This is a genomic window from Paraburkholderia hayleyella (genome assembly GCF_009455685.1).
GTDB classification, from domain to species: Bacteria; Pseudomonadota; Gammaproteobacteria; order Burkholderiales; family Burkholderiaceae; genus Paraburkholderia; species Paraburkholderia hayleyella.
Window position 1 is genome coordinate 2,912,025 of sequence record NZ_QPES01000001.1, and the last position, 17,978, is coordinate 2,930,002.

14 protein-coding genes are annotated in these 17,978 nt (G+C 62.0%); 8 read left to right on the forward strand and 6 right to left on the reverse strand.

Annotated elements, in window-relative coordinates:
- Positions 1-2: 2 nt before the first annotated feature.
- Positions 3-3,074, reverse strand: coding sequence for a CHC2 zinc finger domain-containing protein (locus GH657_RS12775; RefSeq protein ID WP_153101258.1), 3,072 nt, complete (start codon positions 3,072-3,074; stop codon positions 3-5).
- A 115-nt stretch (positions 3,075-3,189) separates the two neighbouring features.
- On the opposite strand from GH657_RS12775, the gene GH657_RS12780 reads away from it, so the two are divergent.
- On the forward strand, positions 3,190-3,579 hold the full coding sequence (locus GH657_RS12780; protein WP_153100230.1) for a helix-turn-helix domain-containing protein: 390 nt from the start codon (positions 3,190-3,192) through the stop codon (positions 3,577-3,579).
- Positions 3,580-3,671: 92 nt separating this feature from the next.
- Entirely contained in the window at positions 3,672-3,992 is a 321-nt protein-coding gene (locus GH657_RS12785; RefSeq protein ID WP_153101259.1) for a hypothetical protein, read from the forward strand.
- Between the two features lie 167 nt (positions 3,993-4,159).
- On the opposite strand, the gene GH657_RS12790 is transcribed toward GH657_RS12785, so the two are convergent.
- From GH657_RS12790 to GH657_RS12805, 4 genes are read right to left on the reverse strand one after another with little or no spacing between them, the layout of a single operon-like run.
- On the reverse strand, positions 4,160-4,909 hold the full coding sequence (locus GH657_RS12790; RefSeq protein WP_174769947.1) for a hypothetical protein: 750 nt from the start codon (positions 4,907-4,909) through the stop codon (positions 4,160-4,162).
- Positions 4,896-7,466 (reverse strand): AAA family ATPase, encoded by a 2,571-nt coding sequence (locus tag GH657_RS12795; protein WP_153101260.1) that lies wholly within the window; start codon positions 7,464-7,466, stop codon positions 4,896-4,898. The genes GH657_RS12790 and GH657_RS12795 overlap by 14 nt, the downstream gene beginning before the upstream one ends.
- On the reverse strand, positions 7,463-8,581 hold the full coding sequence (locus GH657_RS12800; RefSeq protein WP_153101261.1) for a metallophosphoesterase family protein: 1,119 nt from the start codon (positions 8,579-8,581) through the stop codon (positions 7,463-7,465). The genes GH657_RS12795 and GH657_RS12800 overlap by 4 nt, the downstream gene beginning before the upstream one ends.
- A gap of 13 nt (positions 8,582-8,594) precedes the next feature.
- Positions 8,595-9,275, reverse strand: a complete 681-nt coding sequence (locus GH657_RS12805; protein WP_153101262.1) for a VTT domain-containing protein — start codon at positions 9,273-9,275, stop codon at positions 8,595-8,597.
- Between the two features lie 207 nt (positions 9,276-9,482).
- Between GH657_RS12805 and mutL the strand changes: the two genes are divergently transcribed.
- On the forward strand, positions 9,483-11,507 hold the full coding sequence (gene mutL / locus GH657_RS12810) for a DNA mismatch repair endonuclease MutL (protein ID WP_153101263.1): 2,025 nt from the start codon (positions 9,483-9,485) through the stop codon (positions 11,505-11,507).
- A gap of 80 nt (positions 11,508-11,587) precedes the next feature.
- Positions 11,588-12,571 carry a tRNA (adenosine(37)-N6)-dimethylallyltransferase MiaA gene (miaA, locus tag GH657_RS12815; protein ID WP_153101752.1) on the forward strand — a complete coding sequence of 328 codons (984 nt, stop codon included), beginning with the start codon at positions 11,588-11,590 and terminating at the stop codon, positions 12,569-12,571.
- Between the two features lie 79 nt (positions 12,572-12,650).
- Here miaA and purM read toward each other — a convergent pair whose 3' ends face one another.
- Positions 12,651-13,706, reverse strand: a complete 1,056-nt coding sequence (gene purM, locus GH657_RS12820) for a phosphoribosylformylglycinamidine cyclo-ligase (RefSeq protein WP_153101264.1) — start codon at positions 13,704-13,706, stop codon at positions 12,651-12,653.
- 131 nt (positions 13,707-13,837) lie between these two features.
- Between purM and GH657_RS12825 the strand changes: the two genes are divergently transcribed.
- From GH657_RS12825 to pcnB, 4 genes are read left to right on the forward strand one after another with little or no spacing between them, the layout of a single operon-like run.
- Entirely contained in the window at positions 13,838-14,914 is a 1,077-nt protein-coding gene (locus tag GH657_RS12825) for an AI-2E family transporter (RefSeq protein WP_153101265.1), read from the forward strand.
- 59 nt (positions 14,915-14,973) lie between these two features.
- Positions 14,974-15,732 (forward strand): DnaA regulatory inactivator Hda, encoded by a 759-nt coding sequence (hda, locus tag GH657_RS12830; RefSeq protein ID WP_153101753.1) that lies wholly within the window; start codon positions 14,974-14,976, stop codon positions 15,730-15,732.
- Positions 15,725-16,411, forward strand: a complete 687-nt coding sequence (locus GH657_RS12835) for a histidinol-phosphatase (RefSeq protein WP_153101266.1) — start codon at positions 15,725-15,727, stop codon at positions 16,409-16,411. The genes hda and GH657_RS12835 overlap by 8 nt, the downstream gene beginning before the upstream one ends.
- A complete protein-coding gene (pcnB, locus tag GH657_RS12840) occupies positions 16,408-17,976 on the forward strand; it encodes a polynucleotide adenylyltransferase PcnB (protein ID WP_153101267.1) in 1,569 nt (522 codons plus the stop codon). Before GH657_RS12835 ends, pcnB begins: the two co-directional genes overlap by 4 nt.
- Positions 17,977-17,978: the final 2 nt, after the last annotated feature.

Sequence of the window (17,978 nt, forward strand, 5' to 3'; positions counted from 1 at the left end):
CGCTATGCCTCTCCGTTCATCGGGGACTCAACAATGCGGGTATCAACAACGCGGGCTGGAGAAGAAGTTTTTTCCCGGAACAGTGCGTTTTCACCGACTCCAACTTGCGAACCCTCTACGCCTTTATCCATATGGTTTTGAGGCGAGTTCTCCAGGTCCAACCTGGGCCCATCATGGGGGCAACCTGGGGGCAACTTGCTTGCCTTCTGTTCCAGCTTGCGTCCGTCGTTGTCGAGTAAATCAAGCTCTTCGACCTCAATCAGCCCCGCCAGCCTCGGCTCGTCATCGTTCGCGCCGTCGTACATCAGTTCGTATTGCAGCAGGTGACCACGGCTGCCGCCGCGCACCAGCAGGTATTCCAGCTCCACCAGCCGCATGCAGTGCACCTTTAACTGGTTGTCACTCCAGCGCGTGTACTCCCTGATGTCGCGCCGCGTAAAGCGCACCTCACGCCGCTTCACATGATCACGCTCGCCAAGCTCGCCCACCATCGTGTACACCATCTTCAGCAGCCGCCGTGTCTGCGGCGGCAGCTCATCGAGCGTCCTGCCCAGCACCTCATGGGCAATCCGGTTGGCCAGCGCGATATCGTCCTTCGTCACCTCGATGTACGTCAACGCCTCGCCCCGGTGCGTCACCGTCTGATGCGGCCGCTGGTACTGGTGCAGCAGGGCAATCGAGCGGATCAGCGTCAGGTATTTCATGTGATCACGCCGCATCCGCGTCCTGTCATCCATGAACGTCAGCTGCTCCGCAAACGGATTCACCACGTGCACATTCTTCAGCAGCCTTTGCGCATTGCGGTGCAGCCCAACAATGTGCTGCCGGTCCGTCTCCGCGAGCAAGCCCTCCAGCGTCTGCTTCACCCGCTGCCGTGCGTGAATCTCGCGCGTCTGCTCGCGGCTCTCGTTGATCGTCAGCACCAGGCACCGGTTCAGCAGCTCCTCATCCACATCAATCGCCGTCGTCGTGAGCATCAGCATCACCGGACCCTTCACCGTGTACTGCCTGGTTACCAGGTTGCCCGTCGCCTCGTCCTTGCCCGTGCTCGCTATCGTCAGCTCGCCATCCGACTGCAGCAGCTTCAGTGCATACGCGGCCTGCCTCACGCCTTCCTCCTCGGCAATCGCCAGAATCCGGTGCTGCAAATCCGTCTCGCCCAGGTAGAACAGGCTCTGTCCCGTCATCGCGCTGTACTGGATGCGTTCCTCCTGCGGCATCAGGTCCAGCACCGCATCCATCAGGGAGGACTTGCCCGCCGCGCTCGAACTCTGGATCAGTACCGCCAGGGGCGCATCGAGTTTTCTGGAGACCGCTGCCAGATACCCCGCCAGCAGGTTCGCGCCTTCGCCCACCACGCCGCAGCGCGCCATGTCGGCTTCGAGTCGTGCGATCAGCTCCGGCGCCCTGAGCCAGTCCAGTGCCGCTGCGTGTTCCAGCGCGTCCATCTGCACGCCGCTTTCCTTTGGCGCAAGCGTCGCCCGGATCGCCTCGTCCTGTAGCGTCTCCAGCTTCAGCAGGATTCGCCCAAGGTCGCGCTTCAGGGTGTCTTCCTGTGTACCGAGTTCGATGGCCGCTGTTTTCAGATACACCGCGCGGGCCTTCGCGCTGTACATGTCGAGCGTATCGACGTGGTACGCATCGCCGCGCCGTACCTGCGCATTCACCCGCATCTGTTCCGGCCCGAGGTTCTTCTGCCAGCCGCGGATGCGCCACACCCGTTCCCCCAATGTGAACAGCAGTTCGCCGCCTTCCGTCTGCTTTACGTCGAGATCGTCCGCTGGCGCGGGCTGCACCTCCTCTTTAGCCGCCATCGCCGTGACTGGCGTCACCGCAGCCTCAGCCGTAGCAACAGCGGCCAGGGAAGAGGGCGGTTTAACGTCCTTCACGTCATCAACCGGCACCGGTTCAACCTGCGCCGTTACACCGGAGCGTTTGCCCTTGCCAGTCCATTCCGCCTGCTGCAACAGCACCCCAAGGCTCTTCTCCGTCCCACAGGGACTTCCGCTGGTCGCAGGAGCTACTTTCCTTGCGTAGTCGTTCGCGTCCATCCCCTTCGGGAACAGCACGCGCCACGTTCCGATCCCAGCCTCATGCAGTTCAGTCGCAAGCTTCTCCGCCGCAGCGTTGCCCGCATCGTCCCGGTCGTATGCGATCCACACCTGCCCAGTACCGTGCCGTTTCAGTGCGTTCCAGTGGTCCTGCGTAAATCCATTCACTCCATATGCGGCAATCACATTGCGATACCCCGCACACCAGAACGTCAGCGCATCGATGAGCGCCTCGCATACGATTACCTCGCGGCTGGCCACCAGCGCCGCCTCATTCCACACCCCACCCAGCGGCAGCGACAGGTACAGATGCTTCGGCTGGCCCGCCGGGATCTTGTGTCCCGGCGCGATCCGCCTGCCGTACATCTGCCTGACGGCACCGGTCTCAAGATCCATCACCGGCACCACCAGACACCCGTTCAGGTGTTCATGGCCTGACTCGCGGTACACCCCGACGCGCTGCAGCTTCGCGCGTACCTCACGGCCTTCCTTCGAATACCCCGGTGGCAGGCGGTATGTCAGGCTCTTGTTGGCATACCCCAGGCGGAACGTGCCGACTACCTCGCCATGCACCAGGCCGCGCTGCGCCAGATACGCCTGCGCCTCCGGACTCTGCTTCAGACTCTCGTGATACGTATCCGCCACCTGGCCCAGCAGAACCTGTTCATCGGCATCCGCCGCCAGGGAAGCCAGGGGGCGCGTAAAACTCAGCTTGACCCCAACCTTGTCGGCCGCAGCCAGCGGCGCATCGTTACGCAGTAACTGCACCGCATGCGGCAGCGATACCCCCTGCGTACGCATGACCCAGTCCAGCACCGTGCCCGACGCGCCACAGCCGAAGCAGTGGTACACGTTCTTCGCCTCCGACACCGACAGGCTCGGCGTGTCCTCTTCATGGAACACGCAGCGCATGACCCAGTCGCGGCCGCGCTTCTTCAGCGTGTGACCCTGCGACTCAACAAGGCGCAGCAGCGAGACCTCGCGCTTTAGGCGCTCCAGCTCCGCTTCCGGGATTCGCGGCATAAATCATCCTTCGGCTAGAAACCTGTCAAGAGGTTTTGAGTAAAAATAACTCAGTTGCATACTACTCATAAAATGAGTAGAGTCAAGTGCGTTACATCAACTCAGGGGTATCTTCATGGCTCGGTTTCCACTACTCACCCATGCCATGAATGCCAGAGACGAAGAATTTTTTAGGGCGCTGGGCTCCCGCATCGCACAGGCCAGGAAAGAGCATGGCCTGACGCAGCAGCAACTGGCTGAACAGTTGGGCATCCCGCAGCAGACGCTGGCCCATTACGAGGTCGCCCGTGCCCGCCTGCCTGCTTCCATGCTGCCAGCCCTGGCGCAGTTGCTCACCCTTTCAATGGATGAACTGATGGGCACCCAGGTGGCACGGCGGGCAGGCAGGCGCGGGCCGACCTCACGCCTGCGCCAGCAGATCGAGGCGATTGAGCATTTGCCCAAGGCCCGGCAGCAGTTCGTCTCACAAATGCTCGATACCGTGCTGGCCCAGACCCGGCAGTAGGGCAGTTTTCCTGACGTAAACGAAGCGCGGGCGATGAGTGCGCTAACACTCACCGCCCGCTGACCACAACCAGCTCAACACAGGAGCTCGCCATGGCTGATGCCGATCTTAAACCACGTCGTACACGCAAGGAACACGTCACCTGTCTTTCTGTTGCGCTTGAGCAGGCACCTGCTGCGCGCCACACGGGAGAACACGGCAAACGGGCCGCCTTTCCATGGATGCAGATCGCCGATGATCTGCTCGAACGGCTGGGCTTTATGCCTGGGCAGCAGGTTTTGTTCTGCGCCGATCATCGCGGCGGATGCATCTCTATCTCGCCTGATCATGACTACCGCATCGCGGGCCACTACATGAACCCGGCTGAAGCTGTGGACATGCTGCAACGGCGTGCCAGGCGCAAAGGCAAATGAACGGTACCCCCAGCCTTTGCGCTGGGGGTACCGTGGCCTGCATTAGCTAAAGAAGATGTTTTTAATAAGCACGTACACGATGAAACCCATCATCGCGGCGAAGCAGCACCACCAGAGGATCTTCTGTATACGTGTCTTGGGTACTGTCGTTATCGAAGGTCCCATAGTTACCACCTGACTCCTGTTTTTCCCTGATCTTTCGAGAAACCCCAACCAACAGATGCAGGGTTGTTAGTTTTTCCAACATTCACACCACTACCAATACCAATAACTGTTGCAGTGCCATTGCCCGGTGACACCATGACGCCACCGCCAAAGCCGCTGTATAACGCTGATCCGCCTCCGGCATATCCCCCCGCAAAGTCGTTTGTCTGACCTGGCTTCACATGGCCAGTATTAAGATACCCAGCAGAAATTCCGACCCCAGCACCAACAGCATTGGGAATACCCATATTCACGCCATAACCAAAGAACGCATTCCCATCCCGCGTAAACGTCCCCCACGCACTGCCCACAAAGTAATCGACCTGGAAGTTCACAAAGTCCGGGGCGCGGATCAAGCCCGGATTCGAGCCAGTGGTCGTTGGCTGGTATGACAGCCCGCTACCCTGTGCGCCTTTAGCGATATACGCCTGCACATCAGGATCGCCCGGCCCCAGGCTCTGGGCCCAGACCTGCTGCCCAGCCTTGTTCACGCCATAGGACTGCCACCCGGTTCCATCCTGCGGCTGGGCGCCGGTGGCCACCCGAACACCTCCCGGCTCAGTCTGGCCATTCACCGTCAGGTCCATCCGCGCCATCTGGTTTTCGATGTCCTGCTCGGTGTACTTGCCGCCGCTTTCGTTGGCCAGTTTTTTTGCCAGCGTCTGTTCTTTCGCCTTGCGATCCTCATGAATTTGCCGGTTAAAGCGCTTCATGCGTCATCAGCAAAATCTGGTGCCGGTTAGCGGCATCCAGAATCGCGCGTTTGATTCCGGCCAGCCGCGTGTTATCCGAGTTCACCGTGATGTCGTCGAACAGCAAAAGCGTTGGCCGCCCCGAGTCGCCCAGCATGTCGGCATAAGCCAGGCGGGCCAGCACACCGATCTGTTCACGGGTTCCGCCACTCAATGCCTCTAGCCTGTGGCTGCGTTCATCGCGGGTTAGCGCGACAGGCCCCAGATCGTCGCTCAGCGACAAGCGCGCCTGTGGAAAAACAAACCTCAAATAGTGCTCAAGACGTTGCATCAGCGGGGCATGCAACGCTCGCACCGAAGCGGCGCGCTCCTCGTTCAGCAAGCGCTCGAGCAAACTCAGCGCATCCGCCTTCGCCTGAAGTTCCTGCTTGCGGCGCATGGCCTGTTCGAGGCTCGCCTCGGCCACGGCGAGTTGTTCTCCCAGCCCGGAAGCCCCAACGGTTTCCAGCCGGACGCGCAACTTGATCAGATGATGAGCGCGCTCCTGGTGCTCTTCGCGCGCCAGCGCTATCGACTTGCGCAAGCGCTGCGCCTCTGCCAGCCAATCGTCGGCGCGGGCCGCCTCGGCTTCCGCGCGGACCGTCCTGATCTGTTGCTCCAATGCGCTTAGTACGGCCTGTTTTTCGAGTATCGCGCTCAACGTGGCGGCACGTTCGGCGATAAAAGCCGGATCGGCCAGACGCGCTTCATGGGTAGTGAGCGTCTCCCTGAGCGACTCCGCTGTCGCTCTGCCTGATGAGCGCTTCTCAGCCGCCGCCGTCTGGGCCAGACGAATCTCATTGAGCCGTGCCAGTGCCGTTTCCGCGGCGTGTTTGGCCGTGCCGCCATCAAGCGCGCCAGTGGTATCGGGTAGCGCTTCAAGCCTTCGTTGGGCCTCTTGTACCCCCGTGATGGCCTGGGCTTGTCGCATGCGCAGGTCTTCGAGACCCTCCGGCGCATACGAGGTCAACAATTCCTTTTGCGCCGCCCGTTGCGCGCGCAACCGCTTCATCGCTTCGTCGCGGGCTTCGCCATCGGCGTAGGTGTTGATCGACAGCGCCTGCAATAACTGGCGCTGCTCGGCTTCGCGCGCTTCCAGCGCGGCAAAAACTTCTGGCAGGCTAGCGTTGCCGGGTTTGAATATCACCTCGCCCAAGCCAGGTAAAGCAAAGTGTTTTTCACTGTCGAGCGCCAGGCTGCCGCTGCCGTTCAGCTCAACGCCGTTCATCGCAACGGCCTGACTCAGACGGTATTCGATGCGCGCCTGCGCCGCGTCCTTTTTCGCCCGCAACTGCCACAAGTCATCGACAACACCCTTCAAACGTTTGAGCTTGTCTGAATCGATTTCGACCCGGGCCAGTTCGCGTTCGGTGGCCAGCACATTGGCATTCGCGGTTTCAGCCTGGGCCATCGCAGCGGCCAGCCGCTGTGTCTCGGCCTGGTGCAGCGCAATGTTGTTGCGCAGCTCGGCGGCATTGGCGGCGAGGTTCGCCCGCTCCAGCGCCTGGCTGGCGGCCTGCTGGCTAGCGCTTGCCTGGAGTAGTGCCGCGCTCGTCTGCTGATACGCCCGATCAGCCTCTTCCAGCGTTGCCATGGCCTCATGCAACTGCTGCTTGAGCCGCGCAAGCGTGCTCTCGCTCTGAGCCGCTCCATTTTCTTTTTGCAGCAAAACGCTGAGTTCGAGTTCGGCATGTTTCCAGGCCTGCTCGGCCTGTCCAAGTTTGGCCTGCAACTGTGCAGCGGCATCGGCGCGCGCCTGGGCCTCGTTAGCCTGCGCTTCCAGCGCGTCCCACGGCTTCTTGCGTTCGGTTTCATCGTAAGCCGCTTGCTGGCTTGTGAGCATCGCCAGTTGGGCTTCGAAATCGCGCCATTGGCTCGCCAGCGTCTCGCGCTGCGCTTCCAGTTCGGCCAGCGCGTTGTTCGCCTCCAGCAACTGGTTCGCGGGCTGCCTCCGCTTTTCGGTGACGAGCTTGAAGAGTTCCGCCTCCACGGCGGCGATCAGCGTGTCTTCGCCTCTCGACAGATGGCTGCCCGAAAGCTGGGCGACGGCTTCGCGCAGATAGCCCGCCGCATGCCCTGAGCTTTCGCCAATCTTGTCGGCATCGCCCTGTCTCACCCATAACAGGCCCGGAATACCCGCGTGTTCCGAGCCCAGTGCCCCGCGCTTTTGCCGGCCAAAGCCAAGTATTTCGGCCAAACGCTCTTCGGCTTCGTCGCCACTTAGCGTCAGCGCACCCATGCGTAATTCGCAACGCGGGGTCTTCACGAACTGTTTGCTCAAGGCCATCGTCTGGCCCTCGATGGCAAATTCGATGTCGATGCGAGGCGCTGCGTAAGGCCGGTCGTGCGGCAAGATATCGAGCGTTTTGCTTTTATAGCGCTCAAGAAAACACGTGCGGATAGCATCGGCAAACGTGCTTTTGCCCGCTTCGTTTTGCCCTGTGAACAGGTTCAAACCAGGCTGAAGCGAATCAACGATGAACTCGCCATCGAACTGTTTAAATTCGCGGATGCTGATTTTGCGCAGAACCAGGCTCATCCCGCCGCCCTTGCATCACGCTGAAACTGCGCCAGCAGCATGAGCGCATCGGTGGCGGTGCGGCTGGCGAGCGGGTCGTCCTGGAGCGAGCGCAAGCGGCTGACCACGGCGGCCAGATAACCGCCTTGCGCACCGAGCGTCGACAACTCGTCAGCCGTGGGCAACACCTGAAGCGCGTGGCTATCGGCACGCAAGGCGCGCACCTGTGCCCCGGTGGCTTCCAGCAAGTGCTGCAACGCCTCGGCTTCCGTCAAAGTTGCAGCGCCGTCGATTCGCAGCTTCAGGACATCCCGGCGCGTCAGGCTGGCGAGCGTCTTTTTCAGCTCATCGAGATCGGAGGCCACCGTTAGCGTGGCGCTCCTGTCGTGCCATGTGTATTGCCCAACCCGAAATGGTTCGACTTTGGCTGGCTCGCCTGGCGCGCGCAGCGTGACATCGAGGACACAACCTGGCTGGTTATTGCGAAAGCGGTCGGGTTCAGGCGTGCCGGAATACCAGGTGCGTGCGTCGATCATCTTGACGCCGTGCCAGTCACCCAGCGCCAGATAGTCGAGCCTCGCGCGCGCGGCCCGATCGGCGGCAATGGGGTTGGCGGAATCAATCGACGCGGGCAGCACGCCCGTCACGCTGCCATGCGCCAGCCCCACGCGAAAATAACCGGGCGGGGACTCGGCGTGATCGAAGAACGACGTGGTGTCGTCATAGGTATTACGTTGCGTCAGCGGCGCGCACACCAGCGCCAACGCCAGCGCATCCACCAGGATCACGCCAGGCTCCAGCACGACACGGGCTTGCGGCGGAATACAGTTGAGCCGCTGGGCACGCTTCCAGACGGATTCGGTCAGCGCAGCGTCATGATTACCCGGCAGAAAAAACCACGGGCCCGCGAAGGCGTCCAGCGCGCCAAACAGCTTGCGGATCACGGTATTGCTGACCGTTTGCTGATCGAACACATCCCCCGCGACAAGGACGGCATCGACCTGGCGTTGCGTCGCCAGCCTGGCGATTTCGCGCACAGTATCGAAACGGGCTTCGGTGAGATGCACGGCCTCTTCTGCCGAAAACCCGCCGAATTGCGTGCCGATCTGCCAGTCAGCCGTGTGCAGGAAGCGCATGAGCGTTACCCGTTCACTGGATGTCCTGGCGGCTCTGGGGGGCCTGACGTTTGCGCAGCATCTTCCACAGCGCCCCGAGGACCAGCGGCACAACCGCCGCGCCGATACCGACTAGCACGATCACATTCAGATACTGGCGAATAAACGGAATATTGCCGAAGAAGTAGCCCAGCAGCACGAGCAGCAATACCCAGAACAAGCCGCCCGCGAGATTAAAGAACTGGAAGCGGCGCACGCTCATTTGCGAGGCACCTGCGACAAACGGTGCAAACGTGCGCACCACGGGAATGAACCGGGCGAGAACGATCGTCTTGCCGCCATGCTTCTCATAGAACTGGTGCGTTTTCTGTAATGCGGCGCGGTCAAGAAAACGTTCAATGAACGGAATATGAGTGTTAAACACCTTGGGCCCTACGGCCTTGCCCACCATGTAATTGACGGTATTGCCCGTCACGGCGGCAATGACCAGCAGCAACATCAGCAAACCCGGGTCCATATCGCCGGTCGCGCAAAACGCTCCGCCAATAAACAGCAGCGAATCCCCCGGCAAGAACGGGAAGACCACCAGCCCGGTTTCACAAAACACAATCAGGAACAGCACCACATACACCCAGGCGCCGTACTGCTGGATAAATACACCGAGAGATTTATCAATGTGCAAGACAAGGTTGGCGAACTGCAAAAGCGTGTCCAAGGAGCGTCCTTTTTAGGCTTGAGGAAAGGAAACAGGGGCCGGTCAATGCACGACCGCCGCGCGAGCCTGAAACCCGCAAAAAACCGGCCGCGTCATGATACCGAAAGTATTTGCGCTGCCAACCGTTCCTTCTTTGCGTGCGGGGCGAATAACGTCATTTGCGCCGCACGCGTCCAGACAGGCAAAGCGAATCGCTATAATTTCGCCATGTCCGAATCCACCGATCTCCCCGATACCGCCACGCCAGCGCCCCAGACACCCGCCGCTGCCACGCCCCTGCCCATACGCTCCATCCAGCCGCTCCCTGATCAGTTAATCAGCCAGATCGCAGCCGGCGAGGTGGTCGAGCGGCCCGCCTCGGTGGTCAAGGAACTGCTGGAAAATGCGCTCGATGCGGGCGCGACCAGCTTGCGCATCGTGCTGGATGCAGGCGGCGTCAAACGCATCTCGATCACCGACGACGGCCACGGCATTGCAGAAAACGAACTCCCGCTTGCGCTGATGCGCCATGCCACCAGCAAGATCCGCTCGCTGGCGGAACTCGAAGCGGTGGCAACGCTGGGGTTTCGCGGTGAAGCGCTGGCGTCAATCGCCTCGGTGGCCGAAGTGCAGATCACCAGCCGCACGCCCCAGGCCGCGCACGCCACGCGTATTGATGCGCAAACCGGTGTGCTGAGCCCCGCGGCGGGTAGCCAGGGCACAACGATTGAAGTCCGCGAGCTCTATTTCAATACGCCGGCGCGGCGCAAGTTTCTGAAAAGCGAACAAACCGAACTGGGCCATTGTCTTGAAGTGATTCGCCGCGCGGCGCTGGCATGCCCTGAGGTGGCGATCTCGGTCCTGCATAACGGGCGCGCCGTCGAACACTGGAATGCCAGCGATCCCGCCACCCGGATTGCGAAGATCCTCGGTGAGACCTTCGCCACGGCTCACCTGCCCTTCGACGAAAGCGCCGGGCCGCTCGCCGTTTATGGCTGCGCCGGGCTACCGACAGCCAGCCGGGGCCGGGCGGACCAGCAATATTTTTATGTCAACGGACGCTTTGTCCGCGACAAGCTGCTGACCCACGCCGCCCGCGCCGCCTACGAAGACGTGCTGCATGGTGAGCGTTACCCGTCCTATGTGCTGTTTCTCGATTTGCCCCCCGAAGCCGTCGACGTCAATGTGCATCCGTCGAAAACGGAAGTCCGTTTCCGTGATTCACGCTCTGTTCACCAGTTCGTGTTTCACGCGGTACAGCGGGCGCTGGCGCGGCATGCGGGTGCTTCGCCCGAGACCACGGCGGGCGGACACGCGGCGCATCTCGAAGCGCCGTCGGGTTTCAGCGCACCGCCCAACGCCTCGGCCGATGCCGCCCGGAGCGCGGCATTCAACGCCCCGCTATCGGCCACCACGCTGCCGTGGCTAGTCAAGAGCGCGGGAGGCACGGAGCGCGCGCGGGGCGGCCCAGGTTCATCGGGCGCCTCCGGCAACACCTGGCAGCGCCAGGCGCGCATGACCCAGGGCGCGCTGCCCGTAGCCCAGCCGCTGGCGCTTTACGACACGCTGTTTGGCCGGCGTGACAGCGCCGCTGACGCAAGCTCGCCGACAACCTCGGCCACAACAGCAACGCTCGAAGCCCACGATGCCCTAACGGCAGCAGACAACGAGCAGCCGCTCGGCTTCGCGCTGGGACAGATTCACGGCGTCTATGTCCTTGCGCAAAATGCCCAGGGGCTGGTGATCGTCGATATGCATGCCGCACACGAACGCATTCTGTACGAGCAGTTCAAGCACGCGCTGGCTGACCGGACGCTCGCCGTCCAACCCTTGCTGATACCGCTGACGATGTCGGCCAACCCGGTCGAAATCGGTACCGTAGAAGAAGAACGCGCGGCGCTCGACGTGCTGGGTTTCGACCTGGCGGTCTTGTCGCCGACAAGCCTGGCGATCCGCGCAGTCCCGGCCTTACTCAAGGACGCCGACTTGCAGGCGCTAGCCCGCGCGGTCCTGGCGGATCTGCACGCATACGGCGGCTCACGCGTCCTCACCGAACATCAGCACGAACTGCTGGGCACGCTGGCGTGCCATCACGCGGTGCGGGCAAACCGGCGTCTGACGCTCGACGAAATGAACGCGCTACTGCGCCAGATGGAAACCACCGAGCGCGCCGACCAGTGCAATCACGGGCGTCCGACCTGGTATCAGCTCACGTTGTCCGATCTCGATCGCCTGTTCATGCGCGGCCAATAGCGCTGAATCACCTGAAACCCGGGGCAAGGCAAGACGCAACGCAACGCAACATATTGCCCCACGCCCTCCCCACGCCCTTGATGACCTCGCGCCCGCTGCCTCCCGTTGCCTGCCTGCTCGGCCCTACCGCCTCCGGCAAAACCGCGGCGGCGCTGGCCTGCGCCATGCACTGGCCCGTGGAAATCATCAGCATTGATTCGGCACTGGTCTACCGCGAGATGGACATCGGCACCGCCAAGCCCACACGGCAAGAGCGCGCCCAGGTGCCCCATCATCTGATCGACATGATTGATCCGGCAAAGGCCTATTCAGCTGCCGAGTTCCGCTCGAACGCGTTGCGCCTGACCGGTGAAATCCTCGCGCGAGGCCGGGTGCCGCTGCTGGTCGGCGGCACGATGCTGTACTACCGGGCGCTCACGCACGGGCTCAATGACCTGCCCCCCGCCGCACCCGACCTCCGTGCCGCACTCGATGCCGATGCCGCCCGCGAGGGCTGGCCTGCGCTGCACGCCAGGCTCGCCGCGCTTGACCCGGTCACCGCCGCACGCCTCGCGCCCAACGACGCGCAGCGTATCCAGCGTGCTCTCGAAGTCTTCATGCTAAGCGGCCAGCCGATGTCCGCCTTGCTAGCCGCCCCGGCTCCCACTGAGGCACTGCCCTGGCGCTTTGTGCCGCTGGCGCTGGAGCCTTCCGAGCGCAGCGTGTTGCATGCGCGGATCGAACGGCGCTTCGACGCGATGCTGGCCGGCGGTTTCATCGAGGAGGTGGAGCGCTTGCGCGCGCGCGGCGACCTGCATCCTGGCCTGCCGTCGATCCGCTGCGTGGGCTACCGCCAAGCCTGGGAATACCTGGATGGCATCACGGATTTCGCCACGATGCGCGACAAAAGCATTTTTGCCACGCGCCAGTTATGCAAGCGCCAGCTCACGTGGCTGCGCTCCATACCGGAGCGCGAAATCATCGACTGTTGCGACGATCGCGCCACCGCGCTCACGGTGCAGGCGCTGGGCCGTATCCTCGCCGGATCCTCGGTTAACCGTTTGGTCCTGGGCTCGAAGCCATAAAAAAACCGGCGCATAAAGCGCCGGTTTCGGTAACTGAACTTCTGGACTCCGTAGTCCGTGGCTTGAACTCTTTAACCGCTCAGACCACCACGGTTTGCGCCTCGCCCGCTCCGCGCTCGCGCACCACGCCGATCTGCCAAACCTGCTCGCCTGCGGCAGACAACAAGCCCGTCGCGCTAGCGGCATCGGCGGCCGACACGATCACCGCCATGCCGATACCGCAGTTAAACACCCGGTGCATCTCGGCATCGGCCACGCCGCCATGCTGCTGCAGCCACGCAAAGAGCGGCGGCAAAGGCCACGCCCGATGATCGAGCTCAGCGGTCAGCCCCTCTTGCAACACCCGTGGAATGTTTTCGACCAGCCCGCCGCCCGTGATGTGCGCCATGCCCTTGACGCTCATGTGCTGCATCAGCGCAAGCAGCGGCTTGACATAAATATGCGTGGGCGCCATCAGCGCATCGGCCAGCGAGCGGCCATCGAAATCAGCGTTGAGATCAGGTTGCGCCCGTTCGATGATCTTGCGCACCAGCGAAAAACCATTCGAATGAATGCCGCTCGAGGCGAGACCCAGCACCACATCGCCCGGCGCAATCATGCTGCCGTTGATGATCCTGCTTTTTTCGACCGCGCCCACCGCGAAGCCTGCGAGGTCATATTCGCCGTCCGGATACATGCCCGGCATTTCGGCGGTCTCGCCGCCGATCAGCGCACAGCCCGCGAGCTCACAGCCTTGCGCAATGCCTTTGACGACGGTAGCCGCCGTACCAACATCGAGCTTGCCGCAAGCGAAGTAATCAAGGAAAAATAGCGGCTCGGCGCCCTGGACCAGGATATCGTTGACACTCATCGCCACCAGATCCTGACCCACGGTATCGTGCCGGTTGAGCTGAAACGCCAGCCGCAACTTGGTGCCCACCCCGTCGGTGCCGGACACCAGCACCGGCTCGCGGTATTTTTTCGGCACCTCGAACAGCGCGCCAAACCCGCCAATGCCCCCTAGCACGCCATCGCGCAACGTTTTTTTGGCAAATGGCTTGATCGCATCGACAAGAGCATCGCCCGCGTCGATATCGACGCCAGCGTCACGATACGACAGACCTTGGGCGTCTGAAGCGGATTTTGGTTGATTCATGAGGGGGAGCGCACAGGAAGGTCGGTAAAATGCGATTTTACCCGATGCCGGGTCTCCAGCCACAACCCGGTAATTTACACAATCAGCGCTCACCCAGATTCGCCCACTCAGACCATAACAAGGGGAATACCTTGCAGCCGAATAATTCCGTTCTGATGCCGTACCAGCGGCGCGCGTTTATCTGGCTGGCTATCGCACTCGCTATCGGCTTTCTGTTGTGGCTGCTCAGCCCCGTGCTGACTCCCTTCCTGCTCGGGGCCATCCTGGCCTATATCCTCCAGCCAGGCGTGGCATGGATGGTGCGCCGGCGCGTGCCGCGCAGTATTGCGGCACTCCTGATGATGCTGCTCTTCACCCTGCTCATGACCATGCTGGTGTTGCTCGTGCTCGCCGTCATCCAGAAAGAAGGCCCGCAGCTCAAGCAGCAAGTCCCTGCGCTGCTCACCCATGTCAGCGACTGGCTGCAACCCAAGCTGGCTTATATGGGTCTGGCCAATTCACTTGATTTCGCCAGCCTGCGCGATCTTGTGATGGGGCAGATGGAAGGCAGCGCCCAGACCATCGCCACCTACGCCTGGACCTCGATTCGCACCAGCGGCAACGTGATGATGACGCTCATCGGCAATCTCGTACTGGTACCGCTCGTGCTGTTTTATCTGCTGTACGACTGGAACCGGATGCTCACCCGCGCCCAGGGGTTTATTCCGCGCCGCTGGCTCGACAAAACCCTGCAGCTGGCCCGCGACATGGATCAAATGCTGTCGCAATACCTGCGCGGCCAGTTGCTGGTGATGGCGGTGCTCGCGGTGTATTACGCCCTTGCGCTGACGCTCGCCGGGTTCGAGATCGCCCTGCCCATGGGGATTTTCACCGGGCTTGCGGTGTTTATTCCCTACATTGGCTATGCGACAGGCCTCGGGCTCGCGCTGCTCGCCGCGCTACTACAGTTCGGCAACTGGTATGGCTTTGGCGCGGTCGCCGTGGTGTACGGCTTCGGGCAAATTCTCGAAAGCTTTTTCCTGACGCCGCGTCTGGTTGGCGAGCGCATCGGTTTGCATCCGCTCGCCGTGATCTTCGCGCTGCTTGCGTTTGGCCAGCTCTTTGGTTTTTTCGGCGTGCTGATCGCGCTGCCGGCCAGCGCCATCCTCACCGTGGCGCTGCGCGAATTGCGCCAGAGTTATCTGGAAAGCACGTTGTACAAAAACTGACTGCCGCAGCAAACCCGGTATTCTTGACCCCTTCACGACTTAACTACCTGGCAGGTATCGTGCTTCGACAGCTCACGCTCGATCTCGGCACTCCGCCGCCATCGACTTTCGATAATTTTTTCACCGGCAACAACCCGGAACTGGTCACGCGCCTGCGCACGCTGGAGGGCGCGCTCGCGGCGGGGCCCGTTGCCGACCGCACGTTCTATGTGTGGGGTGAAAGCGGCAGTGGCCGCACGCATTTGTTGCAGGCCCTGGTGCATGAAGCCGCGCCCGGGCACGCGCGTTTCATCAGCCCTCAAAGCAGTCTCTCGGCATTTAGCTTCGATGCGCGTGTCGCGCTCTATGCCGCCGACGATTGCGATGGCCTCTCCAGTGCCCAGCAAATCGCGCTTTTCAACCTGTTCAACGAAGTCCGTACCCATCCAGCCAGTGCGCTCGTCGCCGCAGGCAATGCCGCCCCACTCGCGCTAGCCGTGCGTGAAGACCTGCGCACGCGGCTCGGCTGGGGCCTCGTGTTCCATCTCGCGCCATTGCCAGACGAAAGCAAGGCTGCCGTGCTCAAACGCGCAGCGCATGAACGGGGTATCGCGCTCGACGATGGCGTGCCCGCTTATCTGCTCACGCATTTCCGCCGCGACATGCCCAGCCTGATGACGCTGCTCGACGCGCTCGACCGTTTCTCGCTCGAGCAAAAACGCGCGGTCACCCTGCCCTTGCTACGCACGATGCTGGCCACGCCCGAGGCCGCGTCCGGGCTCGCCACAACGGCCAGCGCAGGTTCACCCGCTTCAAGTAAAATGCGCCCCCATGACTAACCTTGCACTCTTTGACCTCGATCACACGCTGATCCCCACTGACAGCGACCACGAATGGGGCCGCTTCATGGTCCGCCACGGTCTCGTCGACAGCGAACGCTTCACCCGCGACAACGACCGTTTTTACGCCGATTACCAGGCTGGCCAGCTCGACATCCAGGCTTATCTGACCACTGTGCTGACGCCGCTCGCGCGTTATTCACGTGACCAGCTCGCCCAATGGCATGCCCAGTACATGCAGGAAGTGATTCAGCCCGTGCTGCGGCCCGCCGCGCTCGATCTCGTGCGCCAGCACCGCGAAGCGGGCGACCTGTGTTGCATGGTCACCGCTACCAATGTCTTCGTCACCACGCCGATTGCTACCGCTTTTGGCATGGATCAGCTCATCGCCTGCGAAGCCGAAACCGTCGATGGCACACCCCATTCGGCCTATACAGGCCGTCCTGCCGGCATTCCAAGCTATCGGGAAGGCAAGATCATCCGCACCGAGGCGTGGCTTGCCTCGCTGGGCAAAACCTGGTCCGATTTTCCGCGCAGCTATTTCTATAGCGATTCACACAACGACATCCCCCTGCTCGCCAAAGTCACCGACCCGGTTGCGACCAATCCGGACGCAACGCTTCGCGCTCACGCGCAGGCACACGGCTGGCGCATCCTCGAACTCTTCCAACCCACGTGATCAAAAAACTCATCCGCAAGCTGTTCGGCCAGACGAGCGCTCCCACCGAAGCCACTTCCAGTGCGCACACCCGCCACACTGCCAGCCCGGCAGGCACCACGAGCGCCACCCCAGCCCGGCGCAAACCTGGACGCGCGAACAGTAAAAACAGCCGGGACCCGAACCGGCCCGCCATCATCACGGCAGAAATTCATGGCATCGATCCCGCACTCATTTCACGCAATGCGATCCGCGTAACCGACGGGCTGCAGCAAGCCGGGCACCGGGCCTTCATCGTGGGCGGCGCGGTGCGCGATCTGCTGCTGGGCATTGCCCCGAAAGATTTCGATGTGGCGACCGACGCCACCCCCGATCAGGTGCAAAAGCTTTTTCGCCGTGCGCGCATCATCGGACGACGCTTCCAGATCGTGCACGTGCAGTTCGGTCAGGACATCATCGAAACCTCGACGTTCCGCGCACTGGTCGACCCACCTGCCGCCGATGCCGCCCCGCCACGACGCCTCAAGCGTGACGAACTGGACCGCCGCACACATGCAGTCGATGCCAGCGGCCGGGTGTTGCGCGACAACGTCTGGGGCGAGCAGCACGAAGACGCCACGCGGCGCGACTTCACGATCAACGCGATGTATTACGACCCCGCCACGCAGACTGTGCTCGATTACCACAACGGTATGGCGGATATGCGCTCGCGGCTCTTGCGCATGATCGGCGACCCGGCCACACGCTACCGCGAGGACCCGGTGCGCATGCTGCGCGTGGTGCGCTTCGCGGCCAAGCTGGGCTTCGAGATTGAAGACAGCACGCGCGCGCCGATCAGCGAGATGGCCGATCTGATCAACAACGTGCCCGCCGCGCGCCTCTTCGACGAGATACTCAAGCTGCTGCTCTCGGGCCATGCGCTGGCGTGCCTGAAACGTCTGCGCAAGGAAGGCCTGCATCACGGCCTGCTGCCGTTGCTCGATGTCGTGCTGGAGCAGCCGCATGGCGAAAAATTTATTTCGCTGGCCCTCACCAGCACCGACCAGCGAGTGCGTGCGGGCAAGACGGTATCGCCGGGGTTTCTCTTCGCCACGCTGCTCTGGCATGACGTGCAGCAACGCTGGCAGCAATACGAGGCCGAAGGCGAGCACTCCGTGCCAGCGCTACATCGCGCGATGGATGATGTGCTAGACATGCAAACCGAAAAACTGGCGATCCATAAACGCTTCTCGGCTGACATGCGCGAAATATGGGGCTTACAGCAACGCCTCGAAAAACGCTCGGGCCGCAGTGCCTTAAAGCTGCTGGAACACCCAAGATTTAGAGCGGGGTATGATTTCCTCCTGTTACGCTGCGAATCCGGCGAACTCGAAGAAGCGACCGGCCAATGGTGGACCGACTTTATCAACGGCGATGCCAGCGCACGCGAAACCCTGTTAGCGCAGGGCGGAAGAGACAAGGCGCCGCGCCGGCGGCAGAGGTCGCGGCGCAGCAGCAACGCCCGAAACCGAAGAACCAGCGAAACGATGGAAACCAGCTCCTCTAGCGGCCAGGATTCAGGCCACGGCGGTGCACACGAGGATTGACA